15 protein-coding genes are annotated in these 16,669 nt (G+C 58.9%); 11 read left to right on the forward strand and 4 right to left on the reverse strand.

Annotated features, from left to right (window positions below; genetic code table 11):
• The first annotated feature begins 40 nt into the window (after nt 1–40).
• From ccmA to ACH518_RS13915, 11 genes are all read left to right on the forward strand, one after another.
• Complete coding sequence (gene ccmA, locus ACH518_RS13865; RefSeq protein ID WP_278212067.1) at nt 41–673, forward strand: cytochrome c biogenesis heme-transporting ATPase CcmA; 633 nt, start codon at nt 41–43, stop codon at nt 671–673.
• Entirely contained in the window at nt 664–1,338 is a 675-nt protein-coding gene (ccmB, locus tag ACH518_RS13870; protein ID WP_256609474.1) for a heme exporter protein CcmB, read from the forward strand. The genes ccmA and ccmB overlap by 10 nt, the downstream gene beginning before the upstream one ends.
• Nucleotides 1,338–2,099, forward strand: coding sequence for a heme ABC transporter permease (locus ACH518_RS13875; protein ID WP_445370510.1), 762 nt, complete (start codon nt 1,338–1,340; stop codon nt 2,097–2,099). Before ccmB ends, ACH518_RS13875 begins: the two co-directional genes overlap by 1 nt.
• A complete protein-coding gene (gene ccmD, locus ACH518_RS13880) occupies nt 2,096–2,263 on the forward strand; it encodes a heme exporter protein CcmD (RefSeq protein ID WP_140910477.1) in 168 nt (55 codons plus the stop codon). The genes ACH518_RS13875 and ccmD overlap by 4 nt, the downstream gene beginning before the upstream one ends.
• The gene (gene ccmE / locus ACH518_RS13885; RefSeq protein WP_278212064.1) at nt 2,260–2,694 is read left to right on the forward strand and encodes a cytochrome c maturation protein CcmE; all 435 of its coding nucleotides are present in this window, start codon (nt 2,260–2,262) and stop codon (nt 2,692–2,694) included. Before ccmD ends, ccmE begins: the two co-directional genes overlap by 4 nt.
• Nucleotides 2,691–4,637: a heme lyase CcmF/NrfE family subunit gene (locus tag ACH518_RS13890; protein ID WP_445370511.1), complete on the forward strand. Its 1,947-nt coding sequence runs from the start codon at nt 2,691–2,693 to the stop codon at nt 4,635–4,637. Before ccmE ends, ACH518_RS13890 begins: the two co-directional genes overlap by 4 nt.
• On the forward strand, nt 4,634–5,164 hold the full coding sequence (locus ACH518_RS13895; protein WP_445370512.1) for a DsbE family thiol:disulfide interchange protein: 531 nt from the start codon (nt 4,634–4,636) through the stop codon (nt 5,162–5,164). Before ACH518_RS13890 ends, ACH518_RS13895 begins: the two co-directional genes overlap by 4 nt.
• The gene (locus tag ACH518_RS13900) at nt 5,161–5,616 is read left to right on the forward strand and encodes a cytochrome c-type biogenesis protein (RefSeq protein ID WP_278212062.1); all 456 of its coding nucleotides are present in this window, start codon (nt 5,161–5,163) and stop codon (nt 5,614–5,616) included. Before ACH518_RS13895 ends, ACH518_RS13900 begins: the two co-directional genes overlap by 4 nt.
• Nucleotides 5,613–6,830: a c-type cytochrome biogenesis protein CcmI gene (gene ccmI, locus ACH518_RS13905; protein ID WP_445370513.1), complete on the forward strand. Its 1,218-nt coding sequence runs from the start codon at nt 5,613–5,615 to the stop codon at nt 6,828–6,830. The genes ACH518_RS13900 and ccmI overlap by 4 nt, the downstream gene beginning before the upstream one ends.
• Nucleotides 6,830–8,209, forward strand: coding sequence for an oxygen-independent coproporphyrinogen III oxidase (gene hemN / locus ACH518_RS13910; RefSeq protein ID WP_445373000.1), 1,380 nt, complete (start codon nt 6,830–6,832; stop codon nt 8,207–8,209). The genes ccmI and hemN overlap by 1 nt, the downstream gene beginning before the upstream one ends.
• Before the next feature lie 295 nt (nt 8,210–8,504).
• Complete coding sequence (locus tag ACH518_RS13915) at nt 8,505–10,733, forward strand: PKD domain-containing protein (RefSeq protein WP_445370514.1); 2,229 nt, start codon at nt 8,505–8,507, stop codon at nt 10,731–10,733.
• Between the two features lie 131 nt (nt 10,734–10,864).
• Here the strand turns inward: ACH518_RS13915 and ACH518_RS13920 are convergent, their stop codons facing one another.
• From ACH518_RS13920 to ACH518_RS13935, 4 genes are all read right to left on the reverse strand, one after another.
• Complete coding sequence (locus ACH518_RS13920) at nt 10,865–12,946, reverse strand: carbon starvation CstA family protein (RefSeq protein ID WP_445370515.1); 2,082 nt, start codon at nt 12,944–12,946, stop codon at nt 10,865–10,867.
• Nucleotides 12,947–13,142: 196 nt separating this feature from the next.
• Nucleotides 13,143–14,525 (reverse strand): DUF3526 domain-containing protein, encoded by a 1,383-nt coding sequence (locus tag ACH518_RS13925; RefSeq protein ID WP_445370516.1) that lies wholly within the window; start codon nt 14,523–14,525, stop codon nt 13,143–13,145.
• Nucleotides 14,522–15,934 carry a DUF3526 domain-containing protein gene (locus tag ACH518_RS13930; protein WP_445370517.1) on the reverse strand — a complete coding sequence of 471 codons (1,413 nt, stop codon included), beginning with the start codon at nt 15,932–15,934 and terminating at the stop codon, nt 14,522–14,524. The genes ACH518_RS13925 and ACH518_RS13930 overlap by 4 nt, the downstream gene beginning before the upstream one ends.
• A complete protein-coding gene (locus ACH518_RS13935; protein WP_445370518.1) occupies nt 15,931–16,653 on the reverse strand; it encodes an ABC transporter ATP-binding protein in 723 nt (240 codons plus the stop codon). Before ACH518_RS13935 ends, ACH518_RS13930 begins: the two co-directional genes overlap by 4 nt.
• Nucleotides 16,654–16,669: the final 16 nt, after the last annotated feature.

Here is a 16,669-nt window from a genome sequence, read left to right on the forward strand (position 1 = left end):
CCCTCTTATGACTCGAACCACCTAACCTAGGGACAGTAGAATGGAAAACGTGCAACATGCGACGCTGGAAGTCAGGGATTTATCCTGCTTTCGCGACGAACGCTTGTTGTTTTCGGCATTGAATTTCGAGGTGCAGGCCGGGCAGTCGCTGTTACTGGAGGGCGCCAACGGTAGCGGCAAGACCACGCTGCTGCGCATCCTGTGCGGATTGCGCGAAGCCGATTCCGGCCGGATCATCTGGTGTGGCCAGCCGGCCGAGCAAAGCTCTTATTACCGGGATATGGCCTACGTCGGCCATGCCGACGGCACCAAAAAGGAATTGACGGTATTGGAAAATCTCAAATTCGCGTTGGCATTGGGTAGTCCTGGCAAGTACCAAATCGACCACGCGCTGGACAAAGTCAAACTGGCCGGTTTCGACGACAATCCGGTGCACACGCTATCCGCCGGGCAAAAACGGCGCCTGTCTTTGGCTCGCTTGTTGATCACCCAAAATGTGTTGTGGATACTCGATGAACCGTTCACTTCGCTGGATAAACAGGGTATCGCCTTGATCGAGTCGCTGATCGCCGACCACATCAGCCACGGCGGTATGGCGGTACTGACCTCGCACCACGATCTGCGCATGGCGGACCTGAATCTGAAACGTATCCATTTGCAAGCATGCCACTGATCCGCGCCTTTTTGGCCATCATCCGCCGGGATTTGCTGCTGGCGTTCCGCCGCCGCGCCGAAATGGCCAACCCGTTGTTTTTCTTTGTGTTGGTGGTGACCTTGTTTCCGCTGGCGATCGGCGCCCAACCCAATTTGTTGCAAGCGATGGCGCCGGGCGTGATTTGGGTGTCGGCCTTGCTGGCGACCTTGCTGTCGCTGGATAGCCTGTTCCGCAGCGATTTCGAAGACGGCTCGTTGGAGCAAATGTTGCTTAGCCCGCATGCCTTGTCGGTGTTGGTGTTGGGCAAAATCGTCGCCCATTGGCTGGTCAGCGGGCTGCCGCTGTTGCTGGTCGCGCCGCTGCTGGCCTTGTTCTTGGGGCTTCCCGAGCAGGCGATGGGAACTTTATGGCTGACATTGATCTTAGCTACTCCGTTATTGAGCCTGATCGGTGCTATCGGCGTGGCCTTGACGGTCGGTTTGCGCCGCGGCGGTATGTTGTTGTCTTTGCTGGTGTTGCCGTTATACGTGCCGGTGTTGATATTCGCCAGTGGCGCGGTCGATCGTGCCGCCGGCGGATTGCCGGTCGGCGCCCAATTGAATATTTTGTTGGCGATGTTGCTGGCGGCGCTGGCCCTGGCGCCGTTGCCGACTTCCATTGCGTTAAAAATGAGTGTTAATTGATGTCCTGGATCCCCACGCCGGTCAGCCGGTTTTTTCACCGTACTTCTTCGCCGCCGCATTTTTACGCGCTGGCCGACCGTTTCATCCCTTGGCTGACGGCCATTTTTCTGCTGTTGCTCGGCGCCGGCCTCTATGCCGGCTTGTATCTGGCACCCACCGACTACCAACAGGGCGACAGCTACCGGATCATTTACATCCATGTGCCGGCCGCCTGGATGTCCTTGTTCGTCTACGTAATGATGGCGGTAATGGGCGGCATTGCTCTGATTTGGCGGATGAAACTGGCCGAGGTAATGCTGATCAGCAGCGCCCCGATCGGCGCCGGGTTTACCTTCGTCGCGCTGGTTACCGGATCGCTATGGGGCAAGCCGATGTGGGGCACTTGGTGGGTTTGGGATGCGAGGCTCACCTCGGAGCTGATCCTGCTGTTCCTGTATCTGGGCGTGATCAGCTTGTACGGCGCGATCGAGGACAAACGCAGCGCCGCCCGAGCGGTGTCTATCCTGGCTTTGGTCGGCGTGGTCAATATTCCGATCATTCACTATTCGGTGGAATGGTGGAATACGCTGCATCAGCCGGCGACAGTCAGCAAACTCGATAAACCGTCGATTCACATTACGATGCTGGTGCCGCTGTTGCTGATGGCGATCGCGTTCAAGTTTTACTACCTGATTGCGGTATTGCAGGCAGCCAAGCTGGAATTGCTGAAACGGGAAACCTCGTCGCAATGGGTGAAAAACATGTTGGAGAAACAGGCATGAGTTGGGACAGCTTTTGGTACATGGGCGGTTACGCCGCTTATGTCTGGCCGGCATACGGCGTCACGGCGCTGGTGTTGGCCGCGAACCTGGTGTGGCCGGTCTGGCAACGCAAACAATTATTCAGGCAACTGGCCATCAAACAAAAACGCGCGCAGTCCAAATGAAACCGATCCGCAAACAGCGACTGCTGTTAATCCTGTTAATGTTGGCCGGCCTGGGCTTGGCGGCTTTTTTTGCGTTGAAGGCATTCAACGAAAATCTGATGTATTTCTTCTCGACCAGCGACGTCGTCGCCGGTAAGGCACCGAACAATGCGGTATTCCGCCTGGGCGGCATGGTCGTCAAAGGTAGCGTGCAGCGGCCCAACGCCGACTTGCTGGTGCGTTTCAAACTAAGCGATTTCAGCCAGGAGGTCGCGGTGGAGTATTCCGGCATCTTGCCGGACTTGTTCCGCGAGGGGCAGGGCATCGTCGCCAAAGGCCGGCTGGATGGCCGCGGCGTATTCGTCGCCGAGGAAGTCCTGGCCAAACACGACGAGAATTACATGCCGCCGGAAGTGGCGGGTAGTCTGAAGAAACCGGCGGAGCAACCATGATCCCGGAAATCGGCCATTTCGCGCTGATCCTGGCGCTATGCATGGCGCTGGTTCAAGGCACGCTGCCCATATTCGGGGCCGGCAAGGCGGTTAGCGGCTGGATCCATGTCGCCCGGCCGGCCGCATTCGGTCAGTTGGCGTTCATGGCGTTGGCCTACGGCTGTTTGACCTATGCCTTTATCAGCCACGACTTTTCGGTGGCCTATGTCGCCCAAAACTCCAATACCGAACTGCCGTTTTTGTACCTGATCTCCGGCGTTTGGGGCGCACACGAAGGCTCCTTGCTGCTGTGGGCATTGGCCTTGTCGATCTGGACCGGCTTGGTCGCCGCCTTCAGCGCCCGGATTCCCGATCCCACCCGGGCTCGGGTGCTGGGTGTGATGGGCTTGGTCAGCGTCGGCTTCATATTGTTTTTGCTGTTGACTTCCAATCCGTTCGAACGCCTGTTTCCGGCACCGGCCGAAGGCCGAGACCTGAATCCGTTGTTGCAGGATCCCGGCTTGGCGATTCATCCGCCGATGCTCTACATGGGCTATGTCGGCTTTTCAGTAGCCTTCGCTTTTTCGATTGCCGCGCTGCTGGAGGGACGCCTGGATTCGGCCTGGGCGCGCTGGTCGCGGCCCTGGACCAATGTGGCCTGGATGTTTTTGACGCTGGGTATCACGCTAGGCAGTTGGTGGGCTTACTACGAACTGGGCTGGGGCGGCTGGTGGTTTTGGGATCCGGTCGAGAACGCCTCGTTCATGCCCTGGTTGGTCGGTACTGCATTGATCCATTCCTTGGCCGCCACCGAAAAACGCGGCGCGTTCAAGACCTGGACCGTGCTGCTGGCGATTTTCGCCTTCTCGTTGAGTCTGCTGGGTACCTTTTTGGTGCGCTCCGGCGTGTTGACCTCGGTACATGCTTTCGCCAGCGATCCGGCCCGCGGTTTGTTCATCCTGATTTTTCTGGGTGTGGTGGTCGGCGGTTCGTTGCTGCTTTACGCGATCCGCGCGCCGCAGGTCAAAAGTTACGCCCGCTTCGAACTGGTTTCGAAGGAGTCGGTATTGCTGGTCAATAACGTTTTGTTGGTCGTGACCGCCGCCAGCATTCTGCTCGGCACGCTGTATCCGCTGGTGGTCGATGCTTTGGGTCTGGGTAAATTGTCGGTCGGTCCGCCGTATTTCAATGCGGTGTTCATCCCGTTGATGGCGCCGCTGGCCTTGGTGGTCGGGATCGGCGTGTTGCTGCGCTGGAAGAGCGACGATATCAAAGTACTGGGCGCACGCCTGCGCGGTTTGATTGCCGGCTGTATCGGCATCGCCGTGCTGGCACCGTTGGCGATGCCGTTTTACTCCTGGGGCGCCGCGTTGGGCGTGGCCCTTGCGTTGTGGACTCTGGCGGTCAGCGCTTTTGCCTTTAAACAACGCCTGCAAAGCTGGTCCTGGCAACGCTTGAAACAAATTCCGGCCGGCTTTTACGGCATGACCTTGGCGCATATCGGCATCGCGGTGTTCGTGATCGGCATCAGCTTCACGTCGGTCTACAGCATCGAACGCGACGTGCGTCTGGCGCCGAAGGAAACGCTGGATCTATTCGGTTACGTGTTCCAGTTTCACGGTGTCACCGCCAGTGAAGGCCCGAACTACCGCGCCGAACAAGGCCATTTGAGCGTCAGTCATAACGGAGAAATCGTCGCCGAGTTGGCGCCGCAAAAACGCGTGTACCGGGTGCAAACCATGCCGATGACCGAAGCGGCAATCGACGCCGCCCTGTTTCGGGATTTGTTCGTCGCCCTCGGCGAACCTTTGGGAGAGCAGGGCGCCTGGAGTTTGCGAGTCTATTATAAAGCCTTCATCCGGTGGATCTGGCTGGGCGGCGTGTTCATGGCATTGGGCGGGTTGCTGGCTGCCTGCGATCGCCGCTATCGGTTGCCGAGTAAACAAACCGCTGAAAATCGATGAAATATTTATTGCCGCTACTACTGTTTATCGCCTTGTCGATATTTCTGGCGATAGGCTTGAAATTGAACCCGCGGGAAATCCCGTCGCCGTTGATCGACAAACCGGCGCCGGCTTTCACGTTGCCGATTCTGGCAACGCCGGAGCGGAGCCTGAGTCAGGCCGACTTGAAAGGTAAAGTCTGGCTGCTCAACGTCTGGGCCTCCTGGTGCGTGTCGTGCCGGGAAGAACATCCGCTGTTGAACCAGTTGGCCAAACTGAACAAAGTCACGCTGGTGGGTCTGAATTATAAAGATCAGGCCGACGCTGCCCAGGGCTGGCTGGCAAGGCAGGGCAACCCCTACACGGTCAGCGTCATGGATAGCGAAGGTCGTACCGGCATCGATTTCGGCGTTTACGGCGTGCCGGAGACTTTTGTTATCGATAAGCGCGGTGTGGTGCGTTACAAACATACCGGACCGATTCAAGCCGGCGATCTGGAAAAACTGTTTTTACCGCTGATTCAACAACTAGAGGCGGAAAGCGCATGAAATATTGGCTGATCCTGATGTTGTCGTTGCACCTGGTTCAGGCCAGGGCCGACATCGAATACCGCGACTTCAAGCAACCGGAACAGGAGCAGGCCTACCAGAGCCTGATCAATGAGCTGCGCTGTCTGGTCTGCCAGAACCAGACCATCGCCGACTCCAACGCCGACCTGGCCAAGGACCTGCGCCGCCAAGTCTACGAAATGCTGCAACAAGGCAAATCGCAGCAGGACGTAGTCAATTTCATGACCGAGCGTTACGGCGATTTCGTCATGTATAAACCGGCGTTCAAACTGAAAACATTTTTGCTCTGGCTGGGGCCGGTGTTGTTCCTGGTCTTGGGTCTGGCCGTGGTTTGGACTTTGCGCGCCAAAGGCGCCAGTGCGGATAAGGAATTGTCGGCTGCCGAGCGGGAGAAATTGAAAAAAATTCTGGAACAGGGTGACGACGCGTGACTATCGAGTTTTGGCTGGCGATAGCCGGATTAGTGGCCGTGGCTTTGGCCATTTTGTTGCCGCCCTTATTTAAAACCGCGCCCTTGCATGACGCCGACGGCGAAACCCGCAATAAAGCCATCGCTCGGCAACAATTGGCCGAACTGAAACAGCAACTGCAAGACGGCGTACTGACCCAAAGCCAGTTCGATGCTCAGTACCAGGAATTGCAACTGGCTTTATTGGATGAAATCCAGCAAGACGCACCGGCTAAGGCTGCGCTCAGGCCCGGAACCGGGCGCTGGGTGATTCCGCTGCTTGGCCTGGCGGTGCCTGTATTGAGCCTGTTTCTCTACCTGACGCTGGGCGAGCCGCAAGCGCTTGCCAAGGCTGAACTGGCGCAAAATCAGGCTAAAGCAGCCGATAATGTGCAGAATATGGTCGCCGCGTTGGCACAGCGCCTGCAACAACAACCGGACGATCTTGAGGGCTGGATGATGTTGGGTCGGGCCTATTTGTACATGCAACAATACGATAGCGCCGCCCAAGCGTTCGCCGAATTGAACCGGCGTAAACCGAACGAACCGGCGGTGATGCTGCACTATGCCGACGCATTGTCGATGGCGCGTAACGGCCAGATGCGCGGCGAACCGGCCGCATTGGTCTATCAGGCATTGAAACTGGTGCCGGAAGACCAAACCGCGCTGTGGCTGGGCGGTATGGCCAAGGCCGAGGAAGGCGACTTTGCCCAAGCCATCGCCTATTGGCAAAAACTGTCGGCCATGTTGCCGGAGCAAGACGAAACCCGGCAGCAATTGCAGAAAATGATTGCGATGGCGGAGGCTGAAACCCAGCAGGGCGCTGGCGCTGCGGCTGCCACGACCCCGGTCGAAATTAAAATCGATGCCGCCCTGTCTGACGAGCTGAAAACCAAGGCAAAACCGGACGACACGCTATTCGTTTACGCCCAGGCCCTGAGCGGTCCGAAAATGCCGTTGGCTATCGTCAAGCAACAGGTAAAAGACCTGCCGCTGCAAGCCGTACTCAACGACAGCATGGCCATGCAGCCGCAAACCCATCTGGCCGATTTCAAACAACTGCGTATCGTTGCCCGCATATCCAAATCCGGTAACGCGATGCCGCAACCGGGCGATCTGGTCGGCAGTGCCGAAGTCACTCTGGACGGATCGCCGACGGCGGCCGTGAGCGTGACCATCGATCAGGAACTGAAATGATGGACCAATCGATTAAATTCGATTTGGACTTGATCAAACGCTACGACAAGTCCGGTCCGCGCTATACCTCTTATCCGACCGCGTTGGAGTTGCACGAAGGCTTCGGTGAGGCCGAGTACCGGCGGCATATCGAAAAATCCAATGCCGCCGGCGGACCGCTGTCGCTGTACTTCCATATTCCGTTCTGCGACACCGTCTGTTTCTATTGCGCCTGCAACAAGATCGTCACTAAAAACCGCGCCCATGCGTTGCCGTATCTGGACAATCTGTGCCAGGAGATCGAGATGCAGGGGGCACTGTTCGATCGAAGCCGACCGGTCAACCAATTGCATTGGGGCGGCGGAACGCCGACCTTTTTGAGCGCCGAGCAAATGCGGCGGTTGATGGACACGACTCGGGCCAATTTCAATCTGCACAGCGACGATAGCGGCGAGTATTCGATCGAAGTCGACCCGCGCGAAACCGACGACCGCACCATCGCCGAGCTAAGAGCCTTGGGATTCAATCGCATCAGCCTCGGTTTGCAGGACTTCGATCCGGACGTGCAAAAAGCCGTCAACCGGCTGCAAAGCAAGGAACAAACCTTCGCGGTACTGGAAGCGGCGCGCAAGGAAGGCTTCCGCTCTACCAATATCGATCTGATTTACGGCTTGCCGTTGCAAACCATGCCCAGCTTTGCCGATACCCTGGACCAGGTACTGGCCTATGCCCCGGACCGGTTTTCGATTTTCAATTACGCCCACATGCCCAGCCGTTTCAAAACGCAGCGCCAAATCGACGAAGCGGCCTTGCCGTCGCCGGCGGCGAAACTGGAGATTTTGCAAATGGTCGGCCAAAAACTGACCGATGCCGGCTATGTCTACATCGGCATGGACCATTTCGCCAAACCGGACGACGAGTTGGCCGTGGCCCAGCGCGAGGGTAAGCTGTACCGCAACTTCCAGGGCTACTCCACCCATTCCGACTGCGATTTGGTTGGCTTGGGCGTGACCTCGATCGGTCGGGTCGGCGACGCCTATATGCAAAATTACAAGGAACTCGACGAATACGACGCAGCCATCGCGCAAGGTAAATTGCCGGTGTTTCGCGGCGTGGATCTGGACGACGACGACAAACTGCGCCGGGCCGTGATTACCCAACTGATTTGCCATTTCGAACTGAGTTTCGAACACATCGAACGGGAATTCGGTATCGTCTTTAACGACTATTTCGCCGCGGAATTGGCAAAACTGCAGCCGATGAAATCGGACGGTTTGTTGGATTTAACCGCCGCCGGCATTCAAGTATCCAGCGCCGGCCGCCTGCTGATCCGCAATATCTGCATGGTGTTTGACAAGTATCTGGCGCAGAAACAACAACAATTCTCCCGAGTCATTTGACTCGTTTCGATTCCAACGTTGCGGATTTTTCGGTCAAGGTTATGCCGAAAATCATTCCGCAATGATTGTCCATCTCCGGTCCGGAAACCGATTTTCATCGGATCTTAATGCTTTATGTAGGTTTTCTTTCACTTTTCAGCTGTAAATTCGATAGCTTTTTGAGCTGACCCCTCAAAGCGAGATGGTTTGTATCTGCCTGCCAAAAGGCTCGAAAACGACCGGGCCTTGCCCATGGCCATATCAGGCCACAGATGCTCGCATGCTGCCGATTCTATAAAGTAAATAAGGAAATCTCATGTCACTAACCGCTTCCCTAATCGCCGCCAATCTTTTAACTGTGCCGCTTTATTTTCCAAGCCGCGAAGTGGCCGAACAAACGCTAGCCGGCTATAACTATGGCTTGAAGCAGCTCAGCGATGGCCGTTACCAAGCTTTCGTGTCGGGATTGAACGGTTCCGGGCAACAAAGCGCGATTGGGACTGAAACGGCTGACGCGCTGGCCCAAAATCAGATTGGGGCAGGTAGTACCGATGCTACTGAAATGCCGTTTCCCAAACTTACGCTTAGGGAAAAAGTCAACGGCCAGGCTGCGATCCAAGCTTTAGGCGATCAATTACCTGGGGTTGCCGAACAATACGGCATGTCGGCAGAGCGTTTGCAATCGATCTTACGTACCGACTCTAGCGCTTGGATCGACCAAAGCGGCCACTTGTTGTACATCGATGCCGCGCATGAGCCGACCCCTTTGCCGGAGAGCCGGATTGCCGGTGTCACCGGCGCTTACGCTACCACTGCCGCCGGAACCGATACGTTCAACGCAACGGCAGTGGCGAGTGCGGATCCATTTACGCTCCATAGTAAACCCGGATCGAACCGCACCATATATCTGGATTTTAACGGCTACCAGGCCAGCAACAGCGCTTGGTACAACGGTACGTTGAATGCCAAGGCCTATGATACCGATGGTAATCCATCCGGTTTTAGCAGTGCGGAACAGAACAATATTCGCGAAATTTGGCAGCGGGTGGCGGAGGATTACGCGCCTTTCGATGTGGATGTGACGACGCAGGAACCCGCGGCCGCAGCGCTGCAGCGCACCAGTAGTTCGGACGCCGTGTATGGTATTCGTGCCGCGATCACGCAATCGATGCCCGAGCTTTGCAGCCAAGCCTGCGGCGGTGTTGCCTACATCAATGTGTTTTCCTATTATTCGTCGAGCAGTCCCGACTATTACAACCCAGTCTGGGTGTTTTTCGATAAGTTGGGCGGCGGCAATCCGAGATATGTAGCCGATGCCGTTTCGCACGAAGTGGGCCACGCTCTGAATTTGACTCACGACGGTACCTCCACCAGCAGTTACTACGCGGGCCAGGGCAGCGGGGCCACCGGTTGGGCGCCAATTATGGGGGTCGGCTATTACCAACCGGTGACTCAATGGAGCAAGGGCGAATATCCGGACGCCAATAACCAGCAAGACGATATTGCTGTGATCGCGGCGGCCGGTGCGCCGCAACGCGCCGACGATTTCGGCGGAACGCCAGCCACTGCGGCGCCGCTGTCCGGCAGCGCTGGCGCGGTATTGCAAATTGGCACTATCGAGAGCCGTACCGATCTCGATGTATTCAGTTTCTCTACCGATGGCGGCAATGTGCAATTCAACGCCGCCTCCGGGGCGGTATCAGCCAATCTGGATATTTCGCTAAAGTTGATGACCAGTTCCGGCGCCGTCCTGACTAGCGCAAACCCGGGGGATAGCTTGGCGGCTTCATTGGCGGCGACCCTGGCGCCGGGCCAGTATTTTCTGCAAATTGACGGCATCGGCTACGGCGACTTGACTACCGGGTACTCTGACTATGCCAGTGTCGGCCAATACCTGATTACCGGTACTTATCCGAAAAGCAGTGCCACAACGATAGCACCGACTGCCGTGATTTCGGCTTTGCCGACCAGCGGTAGTGCGCCGCTGACCGTGAGTTTGAATGGTACCGGCTCGGTCGATCAGGATGGCTCGATCACCGCTTACGCCTGGAATTTCGGTGACGGTACGCCAAACAGCAATTCCGCCAGCGTCAGCCATCTCTACAACACGCCGGGAACTTACAATGCCACCTTGACGGTGACCGACAGCAGCGGCTTGAAAGGCAGTGCCAGTCAAGTCATCTCGGTAGCTCAAGCGCCAGTGGCGCTTAGCATGAAAGCCGCCAGCACCAAAGTGACACGGCGGCTGGTGGGGAAAAACAAGGCGCAATGCGTGGCAACGGTGACGATCAATGACGGTGTTTCTGCCGTTTCCGGCGCAACCCTCTACGGAAGTTGGAGCGGGTCGGTGAAAACCAGCAGCGGCTCGACTACGGTAACCGGTGTTACCTCGGCTACCACCGGTACGACCGGTACCGCGAGTCTCAGTAGTGCGAACTTACCGGTGAATTCGTCCGGAACCTGCGCGTTTACCGTGACCAATGTCGTTAAGAGCGGTTATAGCTACGACGGCAGCGGCCAAGTGTCCGCTAGTTTTAGCTGGTAGGCCGGAAACCAAGTCCGCAACAGCAAAAGGCGCCGCGATCACGGCGCCTTTTTTTCGTCAAGGTGTCAACAAATCCGGGCGCCAATTCCGGCGCATAGTCTGTGGCCGGCAGCAGGAACCGATCAGGACGGTCAGTCCCTGACCCAATTCTCCACCAACCGGCTCGGTATATGCGGCGATTCGCTGGATTGCGGGTAGGGCTGGCCGCTGGTTACCCGGTAGATCACGCGCAGCATGTCGGCCAGCAGCAGCCAGGTGATCAGCATGAACAGGCAGGTCAGGCCGGCGTTCAGGTAATCGTTGAAAATCAATTGCGGGGCGCTTTTCAGTTGCGCGGCCGGCAGCGAACCGCTGGCGATTTTCGCCGACAAATCGGCGGCATGCGCCAGAAAACCGATGCGTAAATCCTCGGCGAACAATTTCTGCCAGGCCGCGCTGCTGGTGACGATAATCAGCCAGGACAGCGGCAGGGCAGTGACCCAGGCGTACTTCAGCTTGCCGGATTTGACCAGAATCGTCGTCGCCACGCACAGCGCGATTGCCGCCAGCATTTGGTTGGCGATGCCGAACAGCGGCCACAGGCTGTTGATGCCGCCCAACGGATCGATCGCCCCCATGTACAGGAAATAGCCCCAGGCGCCGACTACGGCGGCGCTGGTCAGTAAGATGCTGGCGTAACCGCCGCTGCTGCCGCGGCCGATATTGAAGTTACCGAGGATGTCCTGCAGCATGAAACGAGCGACGCGGGTGCCGGCGTCCAACGTGGTCAGGATGAACAAGGCTTCGAACATGATCGCGAAATGGTACCAGGCCGCCAGCAGATGTTGACCGAACACCTGGGCGAACAAGCTGGCCATGCCGACCGCCAGCGACGGCGCGCCGCCGGTGCGGGCGAACAAGGTCGATTCGCCCATGGTCTGCGCCAATTGCTGCATTTGCTCGACGGCCACCGGAAAGCCCCAACTGCTGATTTTCGCCACCGCTTCCGCCGCTTCCTTGCCGACCACGCCAGCCGGGCTGTTGATGGCGAAATAAACTCCCGGCTCCAACACCGACGCCGCGATCATCGCCATGATCGCGACAAAGGATTCCATCATCATTGCGCCGTAGCCGATAAAGCGGGCGTCGGTTTCGTTAGCCAGCAGCTTGGGCGTGGTGCCCGACGAAATCAGCGCATGAAAGCCGGAAATTGCGCCGCAGGCGATGGTGATGAACACGAACGGAAACAATTTGCCGCCGAAGATCGGGCCGCTGCCGTCGATAAACTGGGTCAAGGCCGGCATTTTCAGCTCGGGTCGCAAGATCAGAATTGCCACGGCCAGCGCGGCAATCGTGCCCAGTTTCATGAAGGTGGACAGGTAGTCGCGCGGCGCCAGCAGTAGCCAGACCGGCAACACCGCGGCGGCGAAGCCGTAACCGATCACCATCAACGCCAGTTCCGGCGCGTCGTAATCGAACCAGCCGCGGATGGCCTGATTTTCGTCGATCCAGCCGCCGCCGACCACGGCAAACACCAGTAAGGACACGCCGATCAGCGTCGCTTCCAGCACCCGCCCCGGCCGCAAATGGTTCAGATACATGCCCATCAACATCGCGATCGGTATCGTCGCGGCGACGGTGGCGGTCGCCCAGGGACTGTGTTTCATCGCATTGACCACGACCAGGCCCAGCACCGCGATCAGGATCACCATGATCGTCATCACCCCCAGCATCGCGGCACCGCCGCCAATGTTGCCCAATTCGTCCTTGGCCATCTGCCCCAGCGAGCGGCCGTCGCGCCTGACCGAGAAAAACAGGGTCACGAAGTCCTGCACGCAGCCGCCCAGCACCGCGCCGATCAGGATCCACAAGGTGCCCGGCAGATAGCCGAACTGGGCCGCCAGCGTCGGCCCGATCAACGGGCCGGGGCCGGCGATGGCGGCGAAATGGTGGCCGAACACCACCCATTTGTGGGTGGGCATGAAGTCGCGGCCATCGTCGAAGCGTTCGGCCGGCGTGGCGCGGCTGGCATCGAGCACCAGGACTTTGGCGGCGACGAAGGCGCTGTAAAAGCGGTAGCCGAGCGCGTAAACGCAGACTGCGGCGACGATCAGCCACATGCTGCTGATGGTTTCGCCGCGCTGCAAAGCAATACCGGCGATGGCGCCGGCCGCGGCCAGAGCGACGAGGCCCCAGAATAGGTTGATGGGAAGCGAGTGCTTGTTGCCTGACATGACGATTCCTGTCTGAAAGTCGGATTGGGATGCGATGGATTTCGCAAAATGGTAGCACGCCGCCGGCGTTCGCGGCAGGCGCTTTATCCCTCAAACCCTGCCGTTCGCAACCGAGTGCAGCCGGTCCGGCCGCATCGCGCTTGCCCATAGGCAAGATCGCGGTGTTGTGTACCGACCGGGACCGGAGCCGCCAACGCTAAAATTGCGAGAAGCGCTGCCGTAGCGCGAGCAGAACTGCCAGCATCGATGCCGCCGAGAGCGCCTGCAAGCCGATCAGGCCGTTGAGCTCGGCAATGTCGAAGGACTGATCGAAATCGAATTGCGGCGGCGCCGCTTGCTGCGCTTCGCTCCAGGCGGCGCGGGCCATGATGGACGGCACGAAGTACGCTCGCCAGCGGTCTTCGAAATCGTTGACGGCGGCGACGAAGCTGGCGTGCCGGGGTGCGTCCAGGCCGGATAAACGATCCGCCATCAACGCCACGGCCAAGGCCGGCGAAGTCCAGGACCAGCGTTGCATGAATCCGAATTGCTCGGCGCGGTGGGTTTCGAATTGCAGCATCAGCGGCCGAATCTGGCTGTCCAGTTGCAGGGCGGCCGGCAAGCCGGCGACTTCCCGCGGCAGTTTGGCAAGCGGCGTGTCGCCCAGCAGCTCGGGATGGGCCTTAAACCAGTCCGCCAGCAAATTTTGCCGCTGCTGGTTGGAGAGTTCCTGCAACCGGCGGATTTCGATAATGGCGGCCATGCGCGACGGCTTGGGCTGGGTCTGGTCGGCGGCCCAATGCAGCGCGGCCGGCACGCCGAAGGTCAAGATCAGCCAACTGCCGAGCAAGCCTATCGCCGCCGCGCCGGAAGAAATCGGCAGCAACAGGAACAAGCCGGCCAGACTGAACCAGAACAGCACGTAGCTCAGGCTGATCAAGCACCAGTAAGCCAGCGCCGACAGCGCCGAGCCGCTATCCAGCAAAAACGCCAGCAGCGAACTGGCGCAGGCGACCAGTGCCACCAACAGCAAACGCCAGCCCAGGCTGCACAACACCAATTGCCACGGCCGCGCGGTTTGGGTGCAGACCAGGCGCCAGACCCCGCTTTCGCGTTCCTCCTGCACCAAGCCGTAGCTCAAAGCGATGACGACCAGCGGCGTCAACAGCGCGAACACGCTGGCAAAGTCCAGCAACCCGAATTCGTAACTCAACGGATTGAATAATTGGTCGCTGTTGCGGCCGTCGGTATGGCGGCTGCGACTGGAGACTTTAATGGACGTGCCGACCAAATCGGCTTGGCTGACGTTCAGCACCAAACCGCCGAGCAGCGGCAATTGCAGTGGCGCCCGGTCATTGCTGGCGGCATAGGCCCCATCGCCGCCGTCATGCGCGTCCGCCTTCGGCGCGTCGTGCATTTCCGCGGCATTGGCGGCCGACGCCGCGATTTGCGGCGCCGCCGCGGCAGCGCGAATCTCGCTGGCCCTGAGTCCGGACCAGACGGCACTGAGCCCCATCAAGACCGCAAAAATCAGCAATATCGCCGCGTTCAGCGGATTGCGCCGGATTCTGATCCATTCCACTTTGACGATAGCCATCATGGCGCCAACCTCCGTGCCGAATGGGCCAACAGCCACAGTGCCGCCCCCAACCAGGCGCCCAGCACCGCTAGCGGCAGCAGGCTGGCTTTTAGCGAAAATCCGACCGTGGGAACGGCGTAAGCAAAGTCCCGCACGCTGCGCCAATCGGTTTCCGCGCCTTTGGCGGAGCGTTCGGTGCCGTGGCTGCGTTCGCGGTCCCAGTCTTCGGTGAGATCGATGAAATAACGCCGATATTTCTCGGCGGCGTCTTCGAAATCGCGTTGGTGCGCCAAATCGGTGCCGGCTATGGCCATCGACAACGAACGCAGCGCCAGACTGGGCCCCAGCCAACCGGCCAGATGCGCCAGTTGCTGTTGGGTGGCGAAGTTGGCCCGCAGGCGATCGAAATGCAACTGGTGGACTTTGCTGGAGTAAACGTCGTTATATTGTCGATTCAGCGAGACAAAACCCACCGGTAGCTGCTCTTTGCTGGCAACGCCGTATTGGGCCAGCACTTGGGCTTCGAAGGCCGTTTCGCGTTGTTGCTTGGAGCCGTCGCCGGGCAGGCCTTGGGCGATATCGGTCTTGATCGCATCCCAAAATTGGCTGGCACTGGGGTTGGGCGCAAGCACATCGCCGATCGCGGCGCCCAGCCGCGGGGCGACGAACACGCTGCCCATCCAGAACCCCAGCAGGCAAAACAAGGTGTTGCGGCTGGTGCGAAAGTAGGCGGAGGCGGCAATCGATAAGGCGGCGAACACCGTGTAATACGCCAGCAGGCCGGCCAGCAGCAAACTCAAACGCAGCAGGTCGTCGATCGCCAGCTCGAATTGGCCGGCCAGCGTCAGGCCCGCCAGTAACACGGCGGGCGACATGACCAGCCAGAACGCCGTCAGCAGCCCGAGCAACTTGCCGAACAACAAGGCCCGCGGCGCCACTCCCAAACTATGCAACATGCGCAAGGTGCCGCGTTCGCGTTCTTGCGACACCGAATTGAAACTGAGCGCGACGATCAACAGCGGCAACAAGGCATAAAGCACGAAGCTGCTGCTGGCCTGTCCGAATCGATTGGCCAATACGTCGTCGGCACTCGGATTGAAACGGGTCAGGTTGCGTTTGTGCGGCTCCAGCCACAGCGACTGGCCGGTAAACGGCGTCAAGCCCGGATCTATCGCCGCGCTGGGCAAATCCGGCTTGAACACGTAAATACCGTAGTGCGCGGCGGCATGGGGGTTCTTGACGCTCTGCGAATTCCACTGTTCCTTGGCCGTCGCGCCGACGCGCTGTTTTTCCTGGCGCTGTGCCTGCAACTGGTAACTGGAAAACAGAAAAAAGCCGGCGAACAAAACAAACAGCGACAGGCCCAGCACCAGCAAACGGCCGTCGCGCAACGTGGTGGCCAGCTCCTTGCGCATGACAATGGCGATCATGCCAACCCCCGGGCATGCGCCAGATATTTGCTTTCCAATTCGTCGTGTTGCACGCTGTGGGCATCGAACTCCTCGACCAGCCGGCCTTGCTTCATGATGCCGATGCGATCCGCGACTTGCTTGGCGTTGAACAAATCGTGGGTCGCCATCAATACCGCCATGCCGCCGTCCGCCGCGGCGCGGATGCGTTGGGCAAAGTCGTTGGCTGCGCTCGGGTCCAGGCCGGAGGTGGGCTCGTCCAGCAACATGGCTTTGGCGTGTTTGGCGCTGGCGATCGCCAGACCGACCTTTTGCCGCATGCCTTTGGAATACTGGCCGACCCGCTTGTCGTGGGCATCCGCCTGCAAGCCGCTGTCGCTCAACAAGCGGCCGGTCTGCTCCCGGCTCAATTCGATTCCGGCCAGCGCACAGAAAAACCGCAGGTTTTCCACGCCGCTGAGCAGGTCGTACAAGGCCACGTTTTCGGGCAGATAGGCCAGTTCGGACTTGACCAGCTCCGGTTGGTCCTGCAGCGAGCGGCCGCCGATCAAGACCTGGCCGCTGCTGGGACGGTTAAATCCCAAGAAGGTGCTGATCGTCGTGGTTTTGCCGGCGCCGTTGCCGCCCAGCAAGGCGTAAACGCAGCCCGCAGGTACCGCTAAATTCAGTTGGTCGATCGCCCGATGCTGTTGGTATTCCACCACCAGATTGCGGGTTTCGAGAATGTGGGTTGTCGTCATGGCTGAACAGTTGGGT

It is taken from the genome of Methylomonas sp. HW2-6, from assembly GCF_052474525.1.